Below are 17162 nucleotides of genomic sequence, written 5' to 3' on the forward strand. Positions count from 1 at the left end.
TAAACAGGTTATTGGGGGTTATAAAAGTGGCCTTTTTATAAGATATAAAAACCGTATTGATAAGGTTATTGGGTTGGGTTTCGAATTAGAGTAAAAGTTCCGGATTATATACATAGTTAGTTTTTAATAGAGGTTTACAGGGCTGTCTTTGCAGCATTATTAATAAAGCTACAGCAGAGTGTTTAATTAGCCTCAAAGTTTACATTATCAAAATACGGGTTGTGAGTAAGCGCTTTAAGTACACTAATTGTAGTAAGCACAATAAGTTGCAGCTCGCTGTTTACGTTAACAACTATGCATTCGTCTCTATTAGCATTGCGCTTTGTATCAGTTGCTACTCCACACACAACATCGCCATTATTTAATATAAGCTCAATGCTTAAATGGTGCATACAGGCAATTTCGATGTAGTCGTATTGATGGCAACTGATCATACAGTTCTCTTTATTTAGTTGGTTTAAATAGCATTAAAGTGGCAATAACAACTAAGTTGCCTACATACCATAAGTCTTTAATTACAAATTGCCCTAAACGCTCTAATAATGTGCTTGAACTCAATGCGCCGTTTGCGGTAATTAAAAATGTTTGGGTCATTAAAAACACACTTAAACACGCTAAGCCACTAACAATAATGAGCTTTTTATTGTTAAGTAAAATGCCTATGCCAAGTAGCACTGCAAATAATACATCAAACCCACCAATTACGTTTGATGCGCCTTGTACACTAAATACCGTGTATAACCACGACATAAACGGTGAGGTTTCTACTAGGCTTACAATGGCTTTGGCTTCAAACTCATAAAATTTCATGCCACCAATCCACAGTAAAACCATAGCAATCGGCATGAAGTTTAAAAGTACGTGCTGTTTGTCTGTAAGCTTATTTTTATAAAACAAAAATAAATACAAAGGGATGACTGCAAAGTATTTAATAATGCCTTGGCCACTGCCAATAATTGGAAAGCCGCCTAACTGGGCCATCCAACGGTTGCTGGCTAATAAAGTAAGTAAAGGCACTATGCTAACAATTAAAGCGAGAACTAATGCAGGTGTAGGTTTTATTAATTTTAAATGCGCGGCTAGAGTGGCAAGTGCTAATGCAATCATAGTGCTTCCGGTTAGCAAGCCTATCATTTTATTATTTAGTGAAGTATCGAACCCATAAAATTCAAATGTTGCTACAAGTGAATTTGGGTTTGCACCCAAAGCAAACGATACGCCAAGCAGCCCAAAACTAAGAGCAAGTAAAGTGATCAGTGCGTTATTTGTGTGTGTTAAGTTCATTATGTGCCTATTAAATCTGTAATGGCTAACAAAGACCTCGTTTTTCCTAAAAAGCATTCAACCTAGCTAAAAAACATCTTCGCTTATGTAATTTTAAATAATTATATAAATGCACTTTTTAAAAGCACATAGCTTACAAGAATAAACATATCCTATTGGTCAAGTTAACACATGAAAGCGATTAAAAAGTCATGCAAAAAATAACAAATAAAAACTTAACTACTCGATAAAAAACAAATAAAAGCAATAAAAATAAGCAACTTAAAACCTTTTTACAACTTTATAAACTTCATTTAAAACCTTCTTTACCCTCTTAAAAAGCAAAAAGCTAACCGATCGGTCAGATTTGGCATATTAACTGCAAAGTACTCATTATAATAAAACAGCTTTTTTCTTACTTGCGCAATAACAATACGAAAAAGCAGACAATAAACCTTATTAAAAACAAGGTGTTAAAAAGTTAAGGGGGTCTGTGTGATTCAGTTTTTATTAAATGACACGCCAATAGAAGTACAAGAATGTTCGCCAAGTCTCACCATTTTGGACTGGTTACGCACCAAAAAAGGGAAAGTGGGCACCAAAGAAGGGTGTGCTACAGGCGATTGCGGCGCGTGCACAATTTTAGTCGGCGAAGAAAAAACAAACTCAAACGGTAACCCAGTTTGGCACTATCAAACCATGAACAGCTGCCTGCTTTTATTAGGCAATGCACACGCAAAACACATAGTAACCGTAGAAGCTGTAACAGCGGGGCTGTACCCAACTCTTGATGACTTACACCCAGTACAACGCGCATTAGTAGAGTGCCATGGTTCGCAATGTGGTTTTTGTACCCCAGGTATAATAATGAGCATGTTGGCGCTTTATATTAATAACCCGAGTTACCCAGGTAAAAAGGCCGCTATTCATGCTTTAGGTGGTAACTTGTGCCGTTGTACTGGCTACAGCCCTATTTTACTAGCGGTAGAAAAAGCCTACAGCTATGAGCGCAAAAATGAGCCTTACTCAGCCATGGCAGCTCAGTTTAAAGCCTCACTTAATACGCAATATGATGACGACGTTCCATTTTTAAAAAATGGCCTTCGCAAATTCTACTTGCCACAAAATGCTAAGCAGCTTGTTGAACTAAAAGCGCTTTACCCCCACGCACACTTAGTTGCTGGTGGCACCGACTTTGCCATTGAGCTTAGCCAAAATATGCTATTACCCGATGTAATAATATCCCTCAGCCAAGCTAAAGAGCTTTGCACATTAAGCGATAATAACGGCGAGCTACATATTGGTGCAGCACTCCCTTACAGCCAGTTTGTAGATGCTTTTTACACTTACTACCCAGAGTCTAAGGAGCTGTTTGAACGCCTTGGCTCTAACCAAGTACGTAACAGTGGCACCTTAGGTGGCAGCATAGGAAATGCCTCTCCTATTGGCGATCCAGCCCCATTATTAATTGCACTTAATGCCACTCTAGATTTATTAAGCGCAGCAGGCACACGTACTATAAACGTGGCCGACTACTTTGTTGATTACAAAAAAACAGTCATTAAAAGCGATGAAGTCATTAGCAAAATTACAGTGCCAAAACGCTCAGACTCGTTAAAGCTTGCGTGCCATAAAATTTCAAAACGCTTTGAAGATGATATATCTACCGTGTGTTTAGTCCTAGCTATTGAGCAAGCACAAGGTGAAATTAGCAATGCCCGCTGCGCCATGGGCGGTATGGCTGCAATCCCCAAACGCGCCGCACACATAGAGCAAAAGCTTAATGCTCAGCCCTTACAAGTAAGCACGTTTATAGATGCCGCTAATGCTATAAATGATGACTTTACCCCCATGAGCGATGTCCGCAGCAGCGCACATTATCGCACTACGGTAAGCAAAAACTTGCTACAACGTATTGGTATTGAGTTTTGTGGTGCACAACCAAGCAGTAAAAATAATAACAACATTGCCATTACGAGGATTTCACATGCGTCACTTTGAAATGGATAAACTAAAAGCCCAAGGCGGAAGCGTTGGCCAATCTAAGTACCACGAAAGCGCAATTAAACAAGTATGTGGCAATGCAAACTACGCCGACGATAACCCAGAGCCTCATGGCTGCTTACACGCCTACCCTGTACTTGCGCCCATTACCAGCGGCTTTATTAAATCAATTGATACAAGTAAAGCGCTTGAAGTTGCAGGTGTTAAGCGTATTTTATCGGCCGATGATGTACCCGGTAAGCTTGATATTGGCCCAGTATTTCCTGGTGATGTACTGCTGACCAATCATGAAATTCAATACCATGGGCAACCGGTACTGGTAGTCGTTGCCGACAGCTACGCCATTGCTCGCCGCGCTGCTCGCTTAGTGGTTATAAATTGCGAGCAAACCACACCCATACTTGATATTAAAGAAGCAATTAAAAAAGAGCATTGGGTAAGGCCGCCACATTCACTTAACCGGGGCAATAGCGAGCAAGCCATAAATAATGCAGCCCACCAGCTTATAGGCGAAATACACATAGGCGGGCAAGAACACTTTTACCTTGAGGGACAAATAGCACTTGCTCAGCCCGACAACGACGGCGGGATCCATGTTCAATGTTCTACCCAGCACCCAACAGAGGTGCAGCACTTAGTTGCTAAAATTTTAAAAAAGCCATTTAGCTTTGTAAACGTAGAAACTCGCCGTATGGGCGGTGCCTTTGGCGGTAAAGAAACCCAAGGTGCACCGTGGGCTTGCCTTGCAGCGCTTGCAGTTTACTACCTTGGCTGTGCAGTAAAAATGCGCCTTGCCCGCAGCGACGACTTTAAACTTACCGGTAAACGTCACCCATTTTATAACCAATACCATGTAGGGTTTGATGAAAATGGCCTAATTGAAGGCGCTGATGTAACCGTAAATGGGTTTTGTGGTTATTCGCCCGATTTATCTGATGCCATTGTAGACCGTGCAATGTTTCATGCCGATAACGCGTATTACTACCCAGCAGCCACCATTAAAGGTAATCGCTGTAAAGTTAATACCGTAAGCCACACCGCATTTAGAGGATTTGGTGGCCCGCAAGGCATGATTATGGCAGAGCTAATAATGGACGACATTGCCGCTAAACTAGGTAAAGATCCGCTTGAGATCCGAAAACTTAATTTATACAAAAAAGGCCGCAACACCACGCCGTATCATCAAACAGTAGAGCAGCATATTTTAAAAGATATGATTGCCCAGCTTGAGGAGTCGGGTGATTACTGGGAGCGAAAAGACGCTATTAAAGCCTTTAACGCATCATCCCCTATTATAAAAAAGGGCCTTGCGATGACGCCGGTTAAATACGGTATATCGTTTACCGTACAGCACCTAAACCAGGCAGGTGCGTTAGTGCATGTATATAGTGATGGATCAATTCATTTAAACCATGGCGGCACCGAAATGGGCCAAGGCTTAAATACTAAAATAGCGCAAATTGTAGCCCATGGGTTTGGTGTTGATTTTGACGCAGTAAGCATAAGCGCAACTCGTACCGACAAAGTACCAAACACCTCGCCAACCGCCGCCTCAAGCGGTACCGACTTAAACGGCATGGCAGCGCTAAACGCCGTAAACACCATAAAAGAACGCTTAATAAACTTTATAAGCGAGCACTTTGAAGTAGACAGCCAAAGTGTTGTATTTAAAGATAACCTGATCACCTTTAACAAAGGTGAAATTAGCTTTAGCGAACTTGCAAACCTTGCTTACATGAACCGTATATCGCTTTCATCAACGGGTTATTACGCCACGCCTAAAATTCATTACGATAGAGCCAAAGGCGAAGGCCGCCCATTTTTTTACTACGCACACGGCGTAGCACTCAGTGAAGTAGAAATCGATACGCTAACAGGCGAAAACACCGTAACCCGTGTTGATATTCTGCACGATGTGGGCAGCTCAATTAACCCGGCACTTGATATAGGGCAAATTGAAGGTGCCTTTGTTCAAGGTATGGGCTGGCTTACCACCGAAGACTTACAATGGAACAATAAAGGCCAGCTTGCAAGCTTTGGCCCTGCTAACTATAAAATTCCGGCTATTGGCGATACCCCTGCCGAATTTAACGTCAATTTATATAATTCGGCCAACCCAGAAACCACCGTATTTAGATCAAAAGCAGTTGGCGAGCCGCCGTTTATGCTGGCCTTTAGTGTGTGGAGTGCTATTCGTAATGCGATAAGCAGTGTGGCCGATTACAAGTACACCGCCCCACTCGATACGCCTGCCACACCTGAGCGTGTATTAAATGCAATTGAGCAAACCGCTAGCTGGTTTAAGGAGTATCAACATGGCTAATTTGAATGAGTCGTTTCAGGGTTTTCATACGCAAAATTGGGCGCAGGCTATAAATGAGCACGAACAAAGCGGCACTAACTATGTTATTGCAACGGTACTGGGAACCAATGGCTCAACCCCTCGTAGCACAGGCTCTAAAATGGTAATAAGCGGCGAGCATATTTACGACACCCTTGGCGGTGGTCACCTTGAGTACGTAGTAATCGAAAAAGCCCGCGAGCTACTTGCCATAGGCGAAGCCGCCCAAGTGATAGAGCAATTTAACTTAGGCGCAAATTTAGGCCAGTGCTGCGGCGGAGCTGCCACCGTGATGCTTGAGTGCATGCAATGCGAGCGCTTTACCCTCGACATATACGGCGCAGGCCATGTAGCACAGGCGCTTATTGCTATATTGGCACAATTACCTATGCGTATACGTTGGATAGATAGCCGCGCCGATGTATTCCCATCGGTTATTCCAAATAATGTTATAAAAGTGGTTGATGAAGAGCCAACAGAGCAAGTTAAACGCGCCCCAAAAGCTAATAATTACTTAATATTAACCCATAACCACCAGCTCGATTTTGCACTCACACAAGCCATTATTAAACGCGCTGATGCCAATTGGCTTGGCGTAATTGGCTCAGATACCAAAGCAAAACGCTTTAAGCAGCGCTTAGCTCATCGCGATTTTACCACCGAGCAAATAAAGCAAATGACCTGCCCTGTTGGGCTTGAAAATGTAACGGGTAAGCTCCCTATGGAAGTGGCTATTTCAATTAGCGGGCAGTTAATTGGGCTTTATCAGGCTATGCAAACCCATGCGCCTAAACGCCAAGGTGTGCAATGGCGTGCACTTAAAAATGCCTTAATTAGCACCACGCACGAGGAAGAAAACGCATGAGCACCTTAAAAATTAATAACCTAAATGAAGCGCAAGCGTACCAAGCCTTAGAGCACTGCTGCACAGCCCCTAACTGGGTAAGCGGTATGCTAAATACCATGCCATTTGAAAATAAAGAGCACCTTTTTCAGAGCGCGCAAAGCGTATGGGAACATCTCGCTGAGAGCGACTATTTAGCCGCTTTTGAAGGCCACCCGCAAATTGGCGATTTATCAACATTAAGTAAAAAGTACGCAGCTACAGCGCAAAAAGCGGGGCACGAACAATCAGGAATGAGCAAAGCAAACGAGCAAACCCTTAAAAAAATGATTGCGCTAAATAAAGAATACCTCAGTAAATTTGGCTTTATATTTATTGTGTGTGCCAGCGGCAAAAGTGCTGAGCAAATGCTTGAGCTCATAGAGCAGCGTATACACAACACCCGCAGCACAGAGCTCACTATAGCCGCAGGCGAACAAGCCAAAATAACAAAAATAAGATTGGAGTCCCTGATATGAATAAAAGTATGAACAAAAGCCCTATTACTACCCATATTCTCGATACCAGCACAGGTAAACCTGCAGCCGATGTAGCTGTACAATTGTTTGTTCACACTAATAACGAGTGGCAATTAATTGCTCAAGGTAAAACAAATAGCGACGGACGTATTACCGACTGGCTAAATACAGACGTAGAATTTGCAACCTATAAGTTGGTATTTGATTTAGATAGCTATTACAAAAATCAGCCTACTCCAGCGTTTTACCCAGAAGCGCAAATAACCTTTAGATTACAAGATCAAAAACATCATCACATTCCGTTATTGCTTAGCCCATTTGGCTACTCAACGTACAGAGGTAGCTAACAATGAGCACGCAAAACAATAATAAATTAACCGTAATTTGTGCCAACATACTCGACTTTGTTGACGACCCGGCCATAGCGGGCGACACCGCCCATCGCTATTTTGAAAAAGGCGCGTTAGTTATTCAAAACGGCAAAGTCGTTAACCTTGGTTACGAGCAAGACATACTGCCAAGCTTAGATAAATCAGCCACTCTTATTCGCCACGATGGTAAATTAGTTATGCCCGGCATGATAGATACACACATACATTTGCCGCAAACCGAAATGGTCGGCGCGTATGGGGAGCAACTTTTAAGTTGGCTTACCGAGTACGCCTTCCCAACCGAAAAAAAGTTTGCCAGTGAAGTGTACTCAAGTGAGGTTTCAAACCGCTTTTTAGATGAGTTATTACGTAACGGCACCACCACCGCATTGGTATTTGGTACTGTGCACCCGCAATCAGTAGATGCATTTTTTAACGAATCTCAAAAACGTAATTTACGCATGATTGCCGGTAAGGTGATGATGGACAGAAACTGCCCTGACGATTTATCTGATTGCGCGCAAACCAGTTACGATCAATCAAAAGCACTCATAGAAAAATGGCACAATGTTGATAGGTTAAGCTATGCGGTAACGCCACGTTTTGCGCCTACATCAACCCCTGAGCAACTACAAAAATGCACTCAACTATTAGAAGAATACCCCGACACTTACCTACATACGCACTTATCTGAAAACAAAGACGAGTGCGAATGGGTAAAAGGGTTATTCCCCGACGCTGATGATTACTTAAGTGTTTACGAGCAAGCTAAAATGGTGCGTAAACGCTCGGTATTTGCTCATAGTATTCATTTATCTGAGCGCGAGCTTTGCTGCCTTGCAGATAACAACGCGGCTATTTCGCACTGCCCTACTTCTAACTTATTTTTAGGTTCGGGCCTTTTAAATTTAAAAGCCTGTGAAGAGCACGGAATAAACGTAGGTATGGGCACCGATGTTGGCGCAGGCACAAGTTTTTCTATGCTACAAACAGGTAATGAAGCGTACAAAATTCAACAGCTTCAAGGTCAAAAGTTCTCGGCTTTTAAAGGCCTATATTTAGCGACGCTTGGCGGCGCACGGGCGCTGGATTTAGAAGGCACCATAGGAAATTTTGCAATCGGTTGTGAAGCCGACTTTATAGTCATGGATTACGCGGCTACTTCATTTTTAAAATTTAGAATTGGCCATGCTAAAACACTACACGAGCAACTTTTTGCCATGATGATGCTAGGCGATGATCGCTGTATTGAACAAACCTACATTATGGGTAAAAGCGTTTATAAACGCGATGATAAAAAACAGTTTACAGCCACCCACACACCGCAGTTAGAAGAGGCTTAACCTAATGGAAAACTATTTATTTGAGCTTGTTCATTTAGTGCTTCGTTTTTTTCATGTAATTGCTGGCATTGCGTGGATTGGCGCGTCGTTTTATTTTGCGTGGCTTGATAATAACTTACAAACCCCGCCACAATGGAAACAAGACAAAGGCATAAAAGGCGATTTATGGGCCGTGCACGGCGGTGGCTTTTACGAAGTGGCTAAGTATCAAAATGGCCCTGAAGAAATGCCCCACACTCTGCATTGGTTTAAATGGGAAGCCTACACAACGTGGATCACCGGTATTTTATTATTTAGTCTACTTTTTTATGTTGGCGCCGATGTTTACCTAATCGATAACAGCAAAAGTGAGCTAAGTAAATTTGCAGCTATTAGTGCATCGCTTGGCTTTATTGGCTTAGGTTATGGTGTTTATCGATTATTATGTAAAACCCCGCTGGTTGAAAACGGCAACGCGTTTATTGCTGTGGTTATTGGCCTATTGGCCCTTTGGACTTACGGGGCTGACCAGCTATTTAGTGACCGCGCTGTGTATATTCACGTAGGTGCCCTTATTGGCACGTGTATGGTTGGCAATGTGTACCACATTATTATGCCAGGGCAGCGCTACATGGTAAGCGAAGTAGAAGCTGGCCGTATTCCTGATTCAGCACCGGGTTTAAAAGCAAAGCTGTGCTCTATTCATAATAACTACGCCACGTTACCTGTGGTATTTATTATGCTAAGCAACCACTTTCCATATACCTACAGCCACAGCGTTGGCTGGCTTATATTAATTGCGCTATTTGGTATTGGCATGTGGATACGCCATTACTTTAACTTAAAGCACCAAGGTATTAATAAACCTTCGGTACTTATAAGTGGTATTGCCGCCTTTTTTGCCCTCATGCTTGCTATAGCTCCATGGCCTAGCAGCCCAACAAATACAAGCGAAAGCGCGCCTTCACAAGCCAGCATTACCGACACTCAAGCATGGGATATAATCAGCAAGCACTGCACACAGTGCCACAGTGAAACACCTACATCAAAGCTTTTTCAAACAGCGCCGCTTGGCTTTAAGCTCGACTCTATTAATGATGTAAAAAAAGCCAGCACGCTTATTCATACCCGCGCGGTTATAACCAAAGACATGCCATTGGCAAATATGACCAAAATGACTGATGCAGAGCGAGAAACACTAGGCTCTTGGCTCACAGCAATTAAAAAGGAGCAATAACATGAGCGAGCAATTTAAACACTACCCGCGCGATTTAGTTGGTTATGGCTCACAGGTGCCCCATACAAATTGGCCCAATAAAGCCCGCATTGCTCTGCAAGTGGTATTAAATTACGAAGAAGGCGGCGAAAACTCTGTACTCCATGGTGATGCAGCGGCCGAAACATTTTTATCCGAAATAGTCAGTGCCCCGCATGTAGAAGACCGCCATATAAGCATGGAGTCCATTTACGAATATGGCTCGCGAGCAGGTGTATGGCGTTTACTTAAACTCTTTAAAAAATACGATATACCTGTCACTATTTTTGCTGTGGCAATGGCCCTTGAGCGCCACCCCGATATAGCTAAAGCCTTTGTAGATGCAGGGCACGAAATAGCAAGCCACGGCCTGCGCTGGATCAACTATCAACATATAGATAAGCAAACCGAGCGCGAGCACATGCAAAAAGCCATTGAGATCATTCAAACACTCACAGGTAAAAAGCCAAAAGGCTGGTATACCGGGCGCACAAGCCCAAATACTGCAGCCCTTGTGGTAGAAAATGGCTCGTTTTTATATGACGCCGACGATTACAGCGACGACTTACCCTTTTACAGTATTAAAGAAGGTAAGCCACAATTAATAGTGCCTTACACCCTTGATGTAAACGACATGCGCTTTGCTGCGGTGCAAGGCTTTAATGCCGGCGATCAATTTTATAATTACTTAAAAGATGCCTTTGATACGCTTTATGAAGAAGGCGACCCACAAGGTGAAAACGCCCCAAAAATGATGTCGATAGGGCTGCATTGCCGCTTAATTGGCCGCCCTGGGCGCATTAAAGCCCTCGCACGGTTTTTAGAGTATGCTAAATCGCATGAGCAAGTGTGGTTTGCCACGCGCGAGCAAATCGCCGAGCACTGGCTTAAAACCCACCCCTATAAAAAAGCCTAGATGTAGTCTATTTAAAATTACACTTTAGTAACTTAAAACAAAAAAGCCCAGCATAGCTGGGCTTTGGTTACTCTAAGGGGGTGTTACTTAATTAAATGTTACTGTTACGATGTTAGAACATACGTTTTCAGAAACACACAATTGGTAATCGTAGCTTGATAGTGAAGCACCACGCTCATAATCACGGTAGCGGCCGTTATCCGACGTAGTATCAATTAGTTCACCATTACGGTAAACGTTCATCGATTCAGCTCCCACTGTGTCCCAGCTAAGATCTACACGCATAGTACCCAAGCGTGATTTATTAGCGCGTTTTAATGTAAGCTCAATATTAACATCACTAACAACAACCGTTTGCATATACGTACTCGTATTACCTTCGCTGTCTGTTACGGTTAATTCAACGTTGTAGCTGCCAGAGCCTGCGTACACATGAGTTGGATTTTGATCAGACGATGTTGCCCCATCACCAAAGCTCCAGCTCCACTGTGTAATATCGTTGTTGGCATCAGTACTTGCATCTGTAAACATGGCCGTTAAGCCTTCTATTTCAGTGTCAAAGCTCGCTTGTGGTGGCTGTGGAGTAACTTCTCCAATCGCACTAAATGTAAGAGACCAACCATTGATGTTACCAACATCAGCACCCGCTGTATCTACAACGTGTAACGTCCAATCACCAGTTGCAACTTCACTGTTGAAGGCGCTTGATGTAAATGTTTTAACAATATCGTCGTCACTGCCACCTTGGTTACTTTGTAACGTAACTTCTGAACCTTGAGCCGATGTTAACGTTAATACCAAGTCACCAGACCAAGTGTGTGTAATATTTACATCGGCAGAAGTGCCAAAAATAGTTAAATCATCAGCAACAGTAATTACAGAGCTTGCACCTTGTGGATCGTTATCTGGAATAGATACGTTATCATCACTGCTATATGTAAAATCGTTTAAGCCTGCAGGCTGTAGCATTAATGACACAGTTTGTGTTTTTAACTGCTGATCTGTACTTGCCTCAACCGTAAAATCATAATTACCCCAAGGCGTGTCATCAAACGTATTTACAGTTAAAACAACCTCATCACCTGGGCGTGCCGTAGAAGCACTAAGTGAAGCCCCCTCTAAACTAGAACTAAGCGAAAGCGCTACATCGCCATCCCATTGCGCAATCGAACCAATCTCAAACGTGTAGGTAACTGTATCGCCTACGGTTGCTTGCTGAGTTGTAGGAGTAACCGATAATTTAAAGCCAGGTGTAGGATCAGCATCTAATAATGCCTGGTTTGCATTTAAACGCGTACCTGCAACTGTTTTACCTGTTAAAGCAGTATTAGCATCGCCGCTGCTCATTAGCAGCTCTTTTAACTCTACTGTTGTTAAATCTGGGTTTACTGAAAGAACAAGAGCAGCCACACCTGCAACATGTGGTGTTGCCATTGAAGTGCCAGAATAAGTAGCGTAACCGCCACCTGGAATAGTTGAAAGAATAGCGCTACCCGGCGCGCCCATATCAACACTTTCTAGGCCCCACTGCGAAAAACCAGACATATTATCACTGCTATCTGTACTTGCGATTGATAGTACACTGTCGTTTTCGTAGTTAGATGGGTAGTGCGGGTTTACATCGTTATCTACTGCGTCATTCCCTGCTGCTGCTACGAATAAAATGTCTGCGTCTTCACTGGCCGTTATTGCATCGGCTAAAGCTTGGCTATAACCGCCTCCACCCCAACTATTATTTAGTACGCGAAGGTTAACACCTGAGTTTTTAAGACCAACCATGTAGTCAATACATTTAATGGCATCTGACGTTGAACCACTACCTGAAGCATCTAAAAATTTACAACCAGCGATAGATACATCATGGTTTACACCCACAATACCTTCGTTATTGTTGCCACTTGCACCAATGGTTCCTGAAACATGCGTACCATGCCCTTGATCGTCCATTGGGTTGCCTGAGTTAGTAATTGCATTGATGCCATGAACATCATCAACATAACCGTTACCGTCGTTATCAATTCCATCGCCAGCAATCTCACCCGGGTTTACCCAAGCATTAGCTAAAAGATCGGCATGATTATAGTCAACACCGGTATCGATCACACCAACAACCACATCTCTACTACCCGTAGAAATTGACCACGCTTCAGGTGCATCAATATCAGCGTCAGCTACACCACCGGTTTGACCTTCGTTATTTAAACCCCATAGGTCACCAAAACGCGGATCATTTGGCGTAGTGGCAATACTTACACGGTAGTCTGGTTCAACATATTCAATAGCCTGATGAGTTTTAAGGCGTTTTATTGCCTCTTTAGTACTCATACCCGTTACTTTAAATTTAGCTAAGCGGCCTGAAAGTAAAGACTTATAGTTATCATCAACCTCATCGCTGTTCATGTCAGAGATTTTAGCTCTCACTAACGAACGAGCTTGCTTACGCATTTTAGCTGACACATTTTTTTTGTATTTAACAATAAGTGAATCACTGCTTGCAGTTACTGATTGTTTAATACTTGTTTCAGGTAGTTGCGCAGCAGCCAAACAAGGAACAAGCGCAAGTGTAATAATAGATAATTTTGTTTTCATTGTTCTATCCATAGTTGATTGAGCTTAAAAAATTTTAAGCAAGTTTACTGACAACATCGAATAAGAAAGATCACATGGCATTTACCCAGCAAACTAACAAATCAAAAATTACTCAAGTATTTAAATTGGAAACAACAAAAAATCAACATTTTTGACCAGAGTCGTCATTAAAAAAACATTCAAGGCAGCCTTTTTTATGAATTTATTAATTACAAGCAGCCAGTCAAGTAGCTCAACAATTTTTACTGGTTTTTTAGAAAAATACTAAAAATAAAAATAAAAACAGCATAACTAATTGTATTTAAAAGATATAAAAATCGGTAAAAAAAGATGATTTAAGAATTTATAATTCAAGAATACAGTGAATGTGCATTTAGAAAACGCGACACAACATTGAATAACGTTTGATCACAACATTATACCGGCACGGCATGCTGGAACTACGAATACTCTATAAAAACAAAATAACGTAGAGCATTCAGAATTTTTATTTCAAGGAGAATAATAATGAAGTTAAACAAATCACTTATAAGCTGTGCAGTAGCAATTGCAATGGGCACAAGCTTCTCTTCCTTTGCAGATACAGCAACTAAATCAGGGTCAGTATCTGATTTAAGTACAAAAGTATCTGTACAAAGCACGAGCAATTCAATGGTCCTTGCACAAACTCAAGTAGGTAATACAGCATTACTTTTACAAGATGGTGATGGTAATACAATGCAAGTTACCACTATTGGCAACGACAACACGACCGAGGTGTCGCAATTCCAAACAGGTAACTTTGTAGAAGTAACCACCGTTGGCGACAATAATGTGCAAACATACTCACAAGATGGTTTATACAATGGTGCGTTAACTACGGTCACCGGCAACAATAATCAGCTTTATGTTTCACAAGAAGGCGAAGGTTTATTTTTTAACAATGAAGCGATCAACTCTATTGTGGGTGATGACAATACTGTTGATATTGAACAAGGTACAGGTGGTCATTGGTTTTATAACATGGACATGCAAGGCAGTGGCAATGAGGTAAGTGCATTACAAACTGGTGAATGGCATGAAGCTGTAATTACAAGCGCTACAGGCGACGATAATGCAGTAATGGTAGAGCAAAATGGCTTTTATAATACATTCAGAGTGTCCTCGCTACAAGGTAACGATAACGAGTTAGATATTGAACAAGACGGCGATCAAAATGCTGTAACACTTACAGATCTTTACGGTGACAATAATGAGTTTGGTGTTGAGCAAGAAGGTGCTGACAACACTGTTAATTTCACTGCTATTGTAGGTAACGATAACGAAGTAGGCATAGACCAAGAAGGCTTGGCTAATAATGTTGATTCAGCTTTATTTGAAGGCGAAAACAACGAAGTAATGGCGATGCAAAATGGTGACTTTAATACAACAACTGCTGAGTTAATTGGTAATGATAACGAACTTACAGCCATTCAAAATGGTAGCGAGAATGAAGCATACATGGGCGTGTTAGGCTCAGATAATGAATTTACAATTAGCCAATTTGGCGACGTTAACTCTGCTCATTTAGTGAACTTTAATGGCTTAGAAAATGATGTAAACCTTACCCAACTGGGTGAAGAAAACATCGCGGTTGTTGAATCGTCTTACCCTGACGTTTCGCTGACATCTAACGAAAACGACATCGAAATTACGCAAGACGGCCTGCAAAATGAAACCATGGTTACACTTGCAGGTATTCTTGATAGCAACTTCAACCAAATTGATATTGCGCAAAATGGCGACTTTAACCTTATCGACATGATGGTAGAAGGCAGTGGCCACAGCATAGATATTTCACAAGAAGGTGAAAATAACTGGGTTGTAGGTACTGAACAATCACCGTTTTTAGTAGGTGGTGAAAACGTCACATTCAATGTCACTCAGCTAGGCAATGACAATATTGTTGAAGGGGGTGTTATTGGTGTTAATAGTACCGTAACGGTTACTCAAATTGGTGACGGTAATACAGCCACAATTACACAAATGTAATTAATAACAATAAAGGGGAGCTTCAACTCCCCTATTCTAAACTATGAAAATAAATAAAAAAATCAATCTCCTGCTCTTACTCGCTTTGTATTTGGCCCCTCCAGGTGTTGCTGCAGATGAACTTGAAATTGACGGGTTATTACTTGATAGAAGCATTAGCCGATTTGGTCATCAATTTTACTATGAATTTTCAGATTACTGGCGAGACTTGCCTTCAACCGCTGGTTTTAACATTGAAATCAAAGAAACGGTAATACCCAAAGCTGGCACAAAGCTTACTCTTGTAATGAACAATCAAACTATATATGCAACCTATTTAGGACGCAGATTAGAGCCATTAGACGCACGCGTTGAACAAGCGGTCTATACGGTAATTGATGCAATGGCTCGCTCAAACATGGCTACATCTTCTAAGGATATGGCTTTAAATGGATGGTAAAATGAAAAAAATAATATTTACAATAATAACAACATTATCCTTTTGCGCATCAGCAACTGAAATGGTTTACACCCCTATAAACCCTAGCTTTGGTGGCAACCCACTCAATGCCAATATGTTATTGAGTAAAGCGCAAGCTCAAAATAAACACAAAGCGCCTTCAATCGAAAAAGGCTATGCTGAGCAATTTCAGGACTCGCTTGAGCGCACCTACCTAAACCGTATGGTACGTGAAATAACAGACATGGCCTTTGGAGAAGACATAGAAGATAGTATTTTTGACCAAGACTCAATTTTTATGAGCGGCGATTATCAAATTGAAGTCATCACCAGCACCGCTGATACCATTACAGTCAAAATAACGAATATCATTGATGACACCGTCGTGATTATTGAAGTACCGAGGTTTGGATAATGAAAAAAACAATAACAATAACAATAACAATAACAATAACAATAGCGATATTGATGCTACTAAGCGGGTGCTCAACATTAGGAAAATTAATTCCGCCTTCTCAACAAAGTGCCATGAGCCTTGAGCCGACAGAAATATTTAGCGACTTAAAAAACTTACCAAAACCAGCAGGCAGTATACCCGTATCAGTTTACTCATTTAGAGATCAAACAGGCCAATACAAACCACAAACAAATGTAAGCTCTTTTTCTACTGCCGTAACACAAGGGGCTAATTCTATTTTAGTGCAAGCGCTTCATGAGTCGGATTGGTTTACGCCGGTCGAACGTGAAGGTCTGCAAAATATATTAACGGAAAGAAAAATAATTAGAGCAGCCCAATCAGAAAATCCAAACAGTGTTGAACTCCCTCCATTAACCACCGCTAAAATAATTTTAGAAGGGGGTATTATAAGCTACGATACCAACGTAAAAACAGGTGGTTTAGGGATGGAATATTTTGGTATTGGTGCTTCTGAACTTTACAGAGAAGATGCTATATCAATATATTTACGTGCTGTAGACGTACGAACAGGGCAAATACTCTTGAGCGTTGCCACCAGCAAAAAGGTATTAAGCCAAGAAATGAGAGCAGGCTTTTTTAGATATGTAAGTTACAAGCGCCTAGCCGAAGCTGAAGGTGGCTTTAGCGACAACGAACCCATGAGTATATGCGTTACTCAAGCAATAGAAAAAGCACTAACCGACCTTGTTACAAAAGGAATCGATAAAGGGTTGTGGGCTCAAAAAGCAGCGTAATATTTAAATTTAAAATTATAAAGGCTACTTAATGTAGCCTTTATAATTTAATGGTTACTGAATTTTTGCCGCAACTAG

Annotated in this window: 15 protein-coding genes; 12 read left to right on the forward strand and 3 right to left on the reverse strand. The window is 41.7% G+C overall.

Going from position 1 to position 17162, the window contains the following annotated elements; translation table 11 throughout:
* Nucleotides 1-182: 182 nt before the first annotated feature.
* Together CWB62_RS09140 and CWB62_RS09145 are read right to left on the reverse strand one after the other, a co-directional pair.
* Complete coding sequence (locus CWB62_RS09140) at nucleotides 183-434, reverse strand: Rho-binding antiterminator (protein ID WP_138529705.1); 252 nt, start codon at nucleotides 432-434, stop codon at nucleotides 183-185.
* 10 nt (nucleotides 435-444) lie between these two features.
* On the reverse strand, nucleotides 445-1284 hold the full coding sequence (locus CWB62_RS09145) for a DUF417 family protein (RefSeq protein WP_138529703.1): 840 nt from the start codon (nucleotides 1282-1284) through the stop codon (nucleotides 445-447).
* 474 nt (nucleotides 1285-1758) lie between these two features.
* Between CWB62_RS09145 and xdhA the strand changes: the two genes are divergently transcribed.
* Genes xdhA through puuE form a run of 8 tightly spaced genes read left to right on the forward strand, consistent with a single transcriptional unit; the run spans nucleotide 1759 to nucleotide 10834 of the window.
* The gene (gene xdhA / locus CWB62_RS09150) at nucleotides 1759-3264 is read left to right on the forward strand and encodes a xanthine dehydrogenase small subunit (RefSeq protein WP_138529701.1); all 1506 of its coding nucleotides are present in this window, start codon (nucleotides 1759-1761) and stop codon (nucleotides 3262-3264) included.
* On the forward strand, nucleotides 3251-5590 hold the full coding sequence (xdhB, locus tag CWB62_RS09155; protein ID WP_138529699.1) for a xanthine dehydrogenase molybdopterin binding subunit: 2340 nt from the start codon (nucleotides 3251-3253) through the stop codon (nucleotides 5588-5590). Before xdhA ends, xdhB begins: the two co-directional genes overlap by 14 nt.
* Entirely contained in the window at nucleotides 5583-6473 is an 891-nt protein-coding gene (gene xdhC, locus CWB62_RS09160) for a xanthine dehydrogenase accessory protein XdhC (RefSeq protein WP_138529697.1), read from the forward strand. Before xdhB ends, xdhC begins: the two co-directional genes overlap by 8 nt.
* Nucleotides 6470-6970: a 2-oxo-4-hydroxy-4-carboxy-5-ureidoimidazoline decarboxylase gene (gene uraD / locus CWB62_RS09165; RefSeq protein ID WP_138529695.1), complete on the forward strand. Its 501-nt coding sequence runs from the start codon at nucleotides 6470-6472 to the stop codon at nucleotides 6968-6970. Before xdhC ends, uraD begins: the two co-directional genes overlap by 4 nt.
* Nucleotides 6967-7317: a hydroxyisourate hydrolase gene (uraH, locus tag CWB62_RS09170; RefSeq protein ID WP_138529693.1), complete on the forward strand. Its 351-nt coding sequence runs from the start codon at nucleotides 6967-6969 to the stop codon at nucleotides 7315-7317. The genes uraD and uraH overlap by 4 nt, the downstream gene beginning before the upstream one ends.
* A gap of 2 nt (nucleotides 7318-7319) precedes the next feature.
* Nucleotides 7320-8684: a guanine deaminase gene (gene guaD / locus CWB62_RS09175; protein WP_138529691.1), complete on the forward strand. Its 1365-nt coding sequence runs from the start codon at nucleotides 7320-7322 to the stop codon at nucleotides 8682-8684.
* Between the two features lie 4 nt (nucleotides 8685-8688).
* The gene (locus tag CWB62_RS09180) at nucleotides 8689-9900 is read left to right on the forward strand and encodes a urate hydroxylase PuuD (protein ID WP_138529689.1); all 1212 of its coding nucleotides are present in this window, start codon (nucleotides 8689-8691) and stop codon (nucleotides 9898-9900) included.
* 1 nt (nucleotide 9901) lies between these two features.
* Complete coding sequence (puuE, locus tag CWB62_RS09185; protein ID WP_138529687.1) at nucleotides 9902-10834, forward strand: allantoinase PuuE; 933 nt, start codon at nucleotides 9902-9904, stop codon at nucleotides 10832-10834.
* An 87-nt stretch (nucleotides 10835-10921) separates the two neighbouring features.
* On the opposite strand, the gene CWB62_RS09190 is transcribed toward puuE, so the two are convergent.
* Nucleotides 10922-13423 carry a S8 family serine peptidase gene (locus CWB62_RS09190; protein WP_138529685.1) on the reverse strand — a complete coding sequence of 834 codons (2502 nt, stop codon included), beginning with the start codon at nucleotides 13421-13423 and terminating at the stop codon, nucleotides 10922-10924.
* 507 nt (nucleotides 13424-13930) lie between these two features.
* On the opposite strand from CWB62_RS09190, the gene CWB62_RS09195 reads away from it, so the two are divergent.
* The 4 genes from CWB62_RS09195 to CWB62_RS09210 are packed head-to-tail and all read left to right on the forward strand — an operon-like array spanning nucleotide 13931 to nucleotide 17084.
* Entirely contained in the window at nucleotides 13931-15433 is a 1503-nt protein-coding gene (locus CWB62_RS09195) for a curlin repeat-containing protein (protein WP_138529683.1), read from the forward strand.
* 43 nt (nucleotides 15434-15476) lie between these two features.
* Entirely contained in the window at nucleotides 15477-15872 is a 396-nt protein-coding gene (locus CWB62_RS09200) for a curli production assembly/transport protein CsgE (protein ID WP_138529681.1), read from the forward strand.
* A complete protein-coding gene (locus CWB62_RS09205; RefSeq protein WP_006792599.1) occupies nucleotides 15862-16287 on the forward strand; it encodes a curli assembly protein CsgF in 426 nt (141 codons plus the stop codon). The genes CWB62_RS09200 and CWB62_RS09205 overlap by 11 nt, the downstream gene beginning before the upstream one ends.
* Nucleotides 16287-17084 carry a CsgG/HfaB family protein gene (locus CWB62_RS09210; RefSeq protein ID WP_138529679.1) on the forward strand — a complete coding sequence of 266 codons (798 nt, stop codon included), beginning with the start codon at nucleotides 16287-16289 and terminating at the stop codon, nucleotides 17082-17084. Before CWB62_RS09205 ends, CWB62_RS09210 begins: the two co-directional genes overlap by 1 nt.
* Nucleotides 17085-17162: the final 78 nt, after the last annotated feature.

This window comes from Pseudoalteromonas sp. S408 (genome assembly GCF_005886645.1).
Classification (GTDB): domain Bacteria; phylum Pseudomonadota; class Gammaproteobacteria; order Enterobacterales; family Alteromonadaceae; genus Pseudoalteromonas.

Coding starts and splice junctions, on each gene's coding strand:
- CWB62_RS09145 (WP_138529703.1), bottom strand. CDS start 1,284: ATGAACTTAACACACACAAATAACGCACTGATCACTTTACTTGCTCTT.
- guaD (WP_138529691.1), top strand. CDS start 7,320: ATGAGCACGCAAAACAATAATAAATTAACCGTAATTTGTGCCAACATA.
- CWB62_RS09205 (WP_006792599.1), top strand. CDS start 15,862: ATGGATGGTAAAATGAAAAAAATAATATTTACAATAATAACAACATTA.
- CWB62_RS09195 (WP_138529683.1), top strand. CDS start 13,931: ATGAAGTTAAACAAATCACTTATAAGCTGTGCAGTAGCAATTGCAATG.
- CWB62_RS09190 (WP_138529685.1), bottom strand. CDS start 13,423: ATGAAAACAAAATTATCTATTATTACACTTGCGCTTGTTCCTTGTTTG.
- uraD (WP_138529695.1), top strand. CDS start 6,470: ATGAGCACCTTAAAAATTAATAACCTAAATGAAGCGCAAGCGTACCAA.
- CWB62_RS09200 (WP_138529681.1), top strand. CDS start 15,477: ATGAAAATAAATAAAAAAATCAATCTCCTGCTCTTACTCGCTTTGTAT.
- CWB62_RS09210 (WP_138529679.1), top strand. CDS start 16,287: ATGAAAAAAACAATAACAATAACAATAACAATAACAATAACAATAGCG.
- CWB62_RS09140 (WP_138529705.1), bottom strand. CDS start 434: ATGATCAGTTGCCATCAATACGACTACATCGAAATTGCCTGTATGCAC.
- puuE (WP_138529687.1), top strand. CDS start 9,902: ATGAGCGAGCAATTTAAACACTACCCGCGCGATTTAGTTGGTTATGGC.
- uraH (WP_138529693.1), top strand. CDS start 6,967: ATGAATAAAAGTATGAACAAAAGCCCTATTACTACCCATATTCTCGAT.
- xdhB (WP_138529699.1), top strand. CDS start 3,251: ATGCGTCACTTTGAAATGGATAAACTAAAAGCCCAAGGCGGAAGCGTT.
- CWB62_RS09180 (WP_138529689.1), top strand. CDS start 8,689: ATGGAAAACTATTTATTTGAGCTTGTTCATTTAGTGCTTCGTTTTTTT.
- xdhC (WP_138529697.1), top strand. CDS start 5,583: ATGGCTAATTTGAATGAGTCGTTTCAGGGTTTTCATACGCAAAATTGG.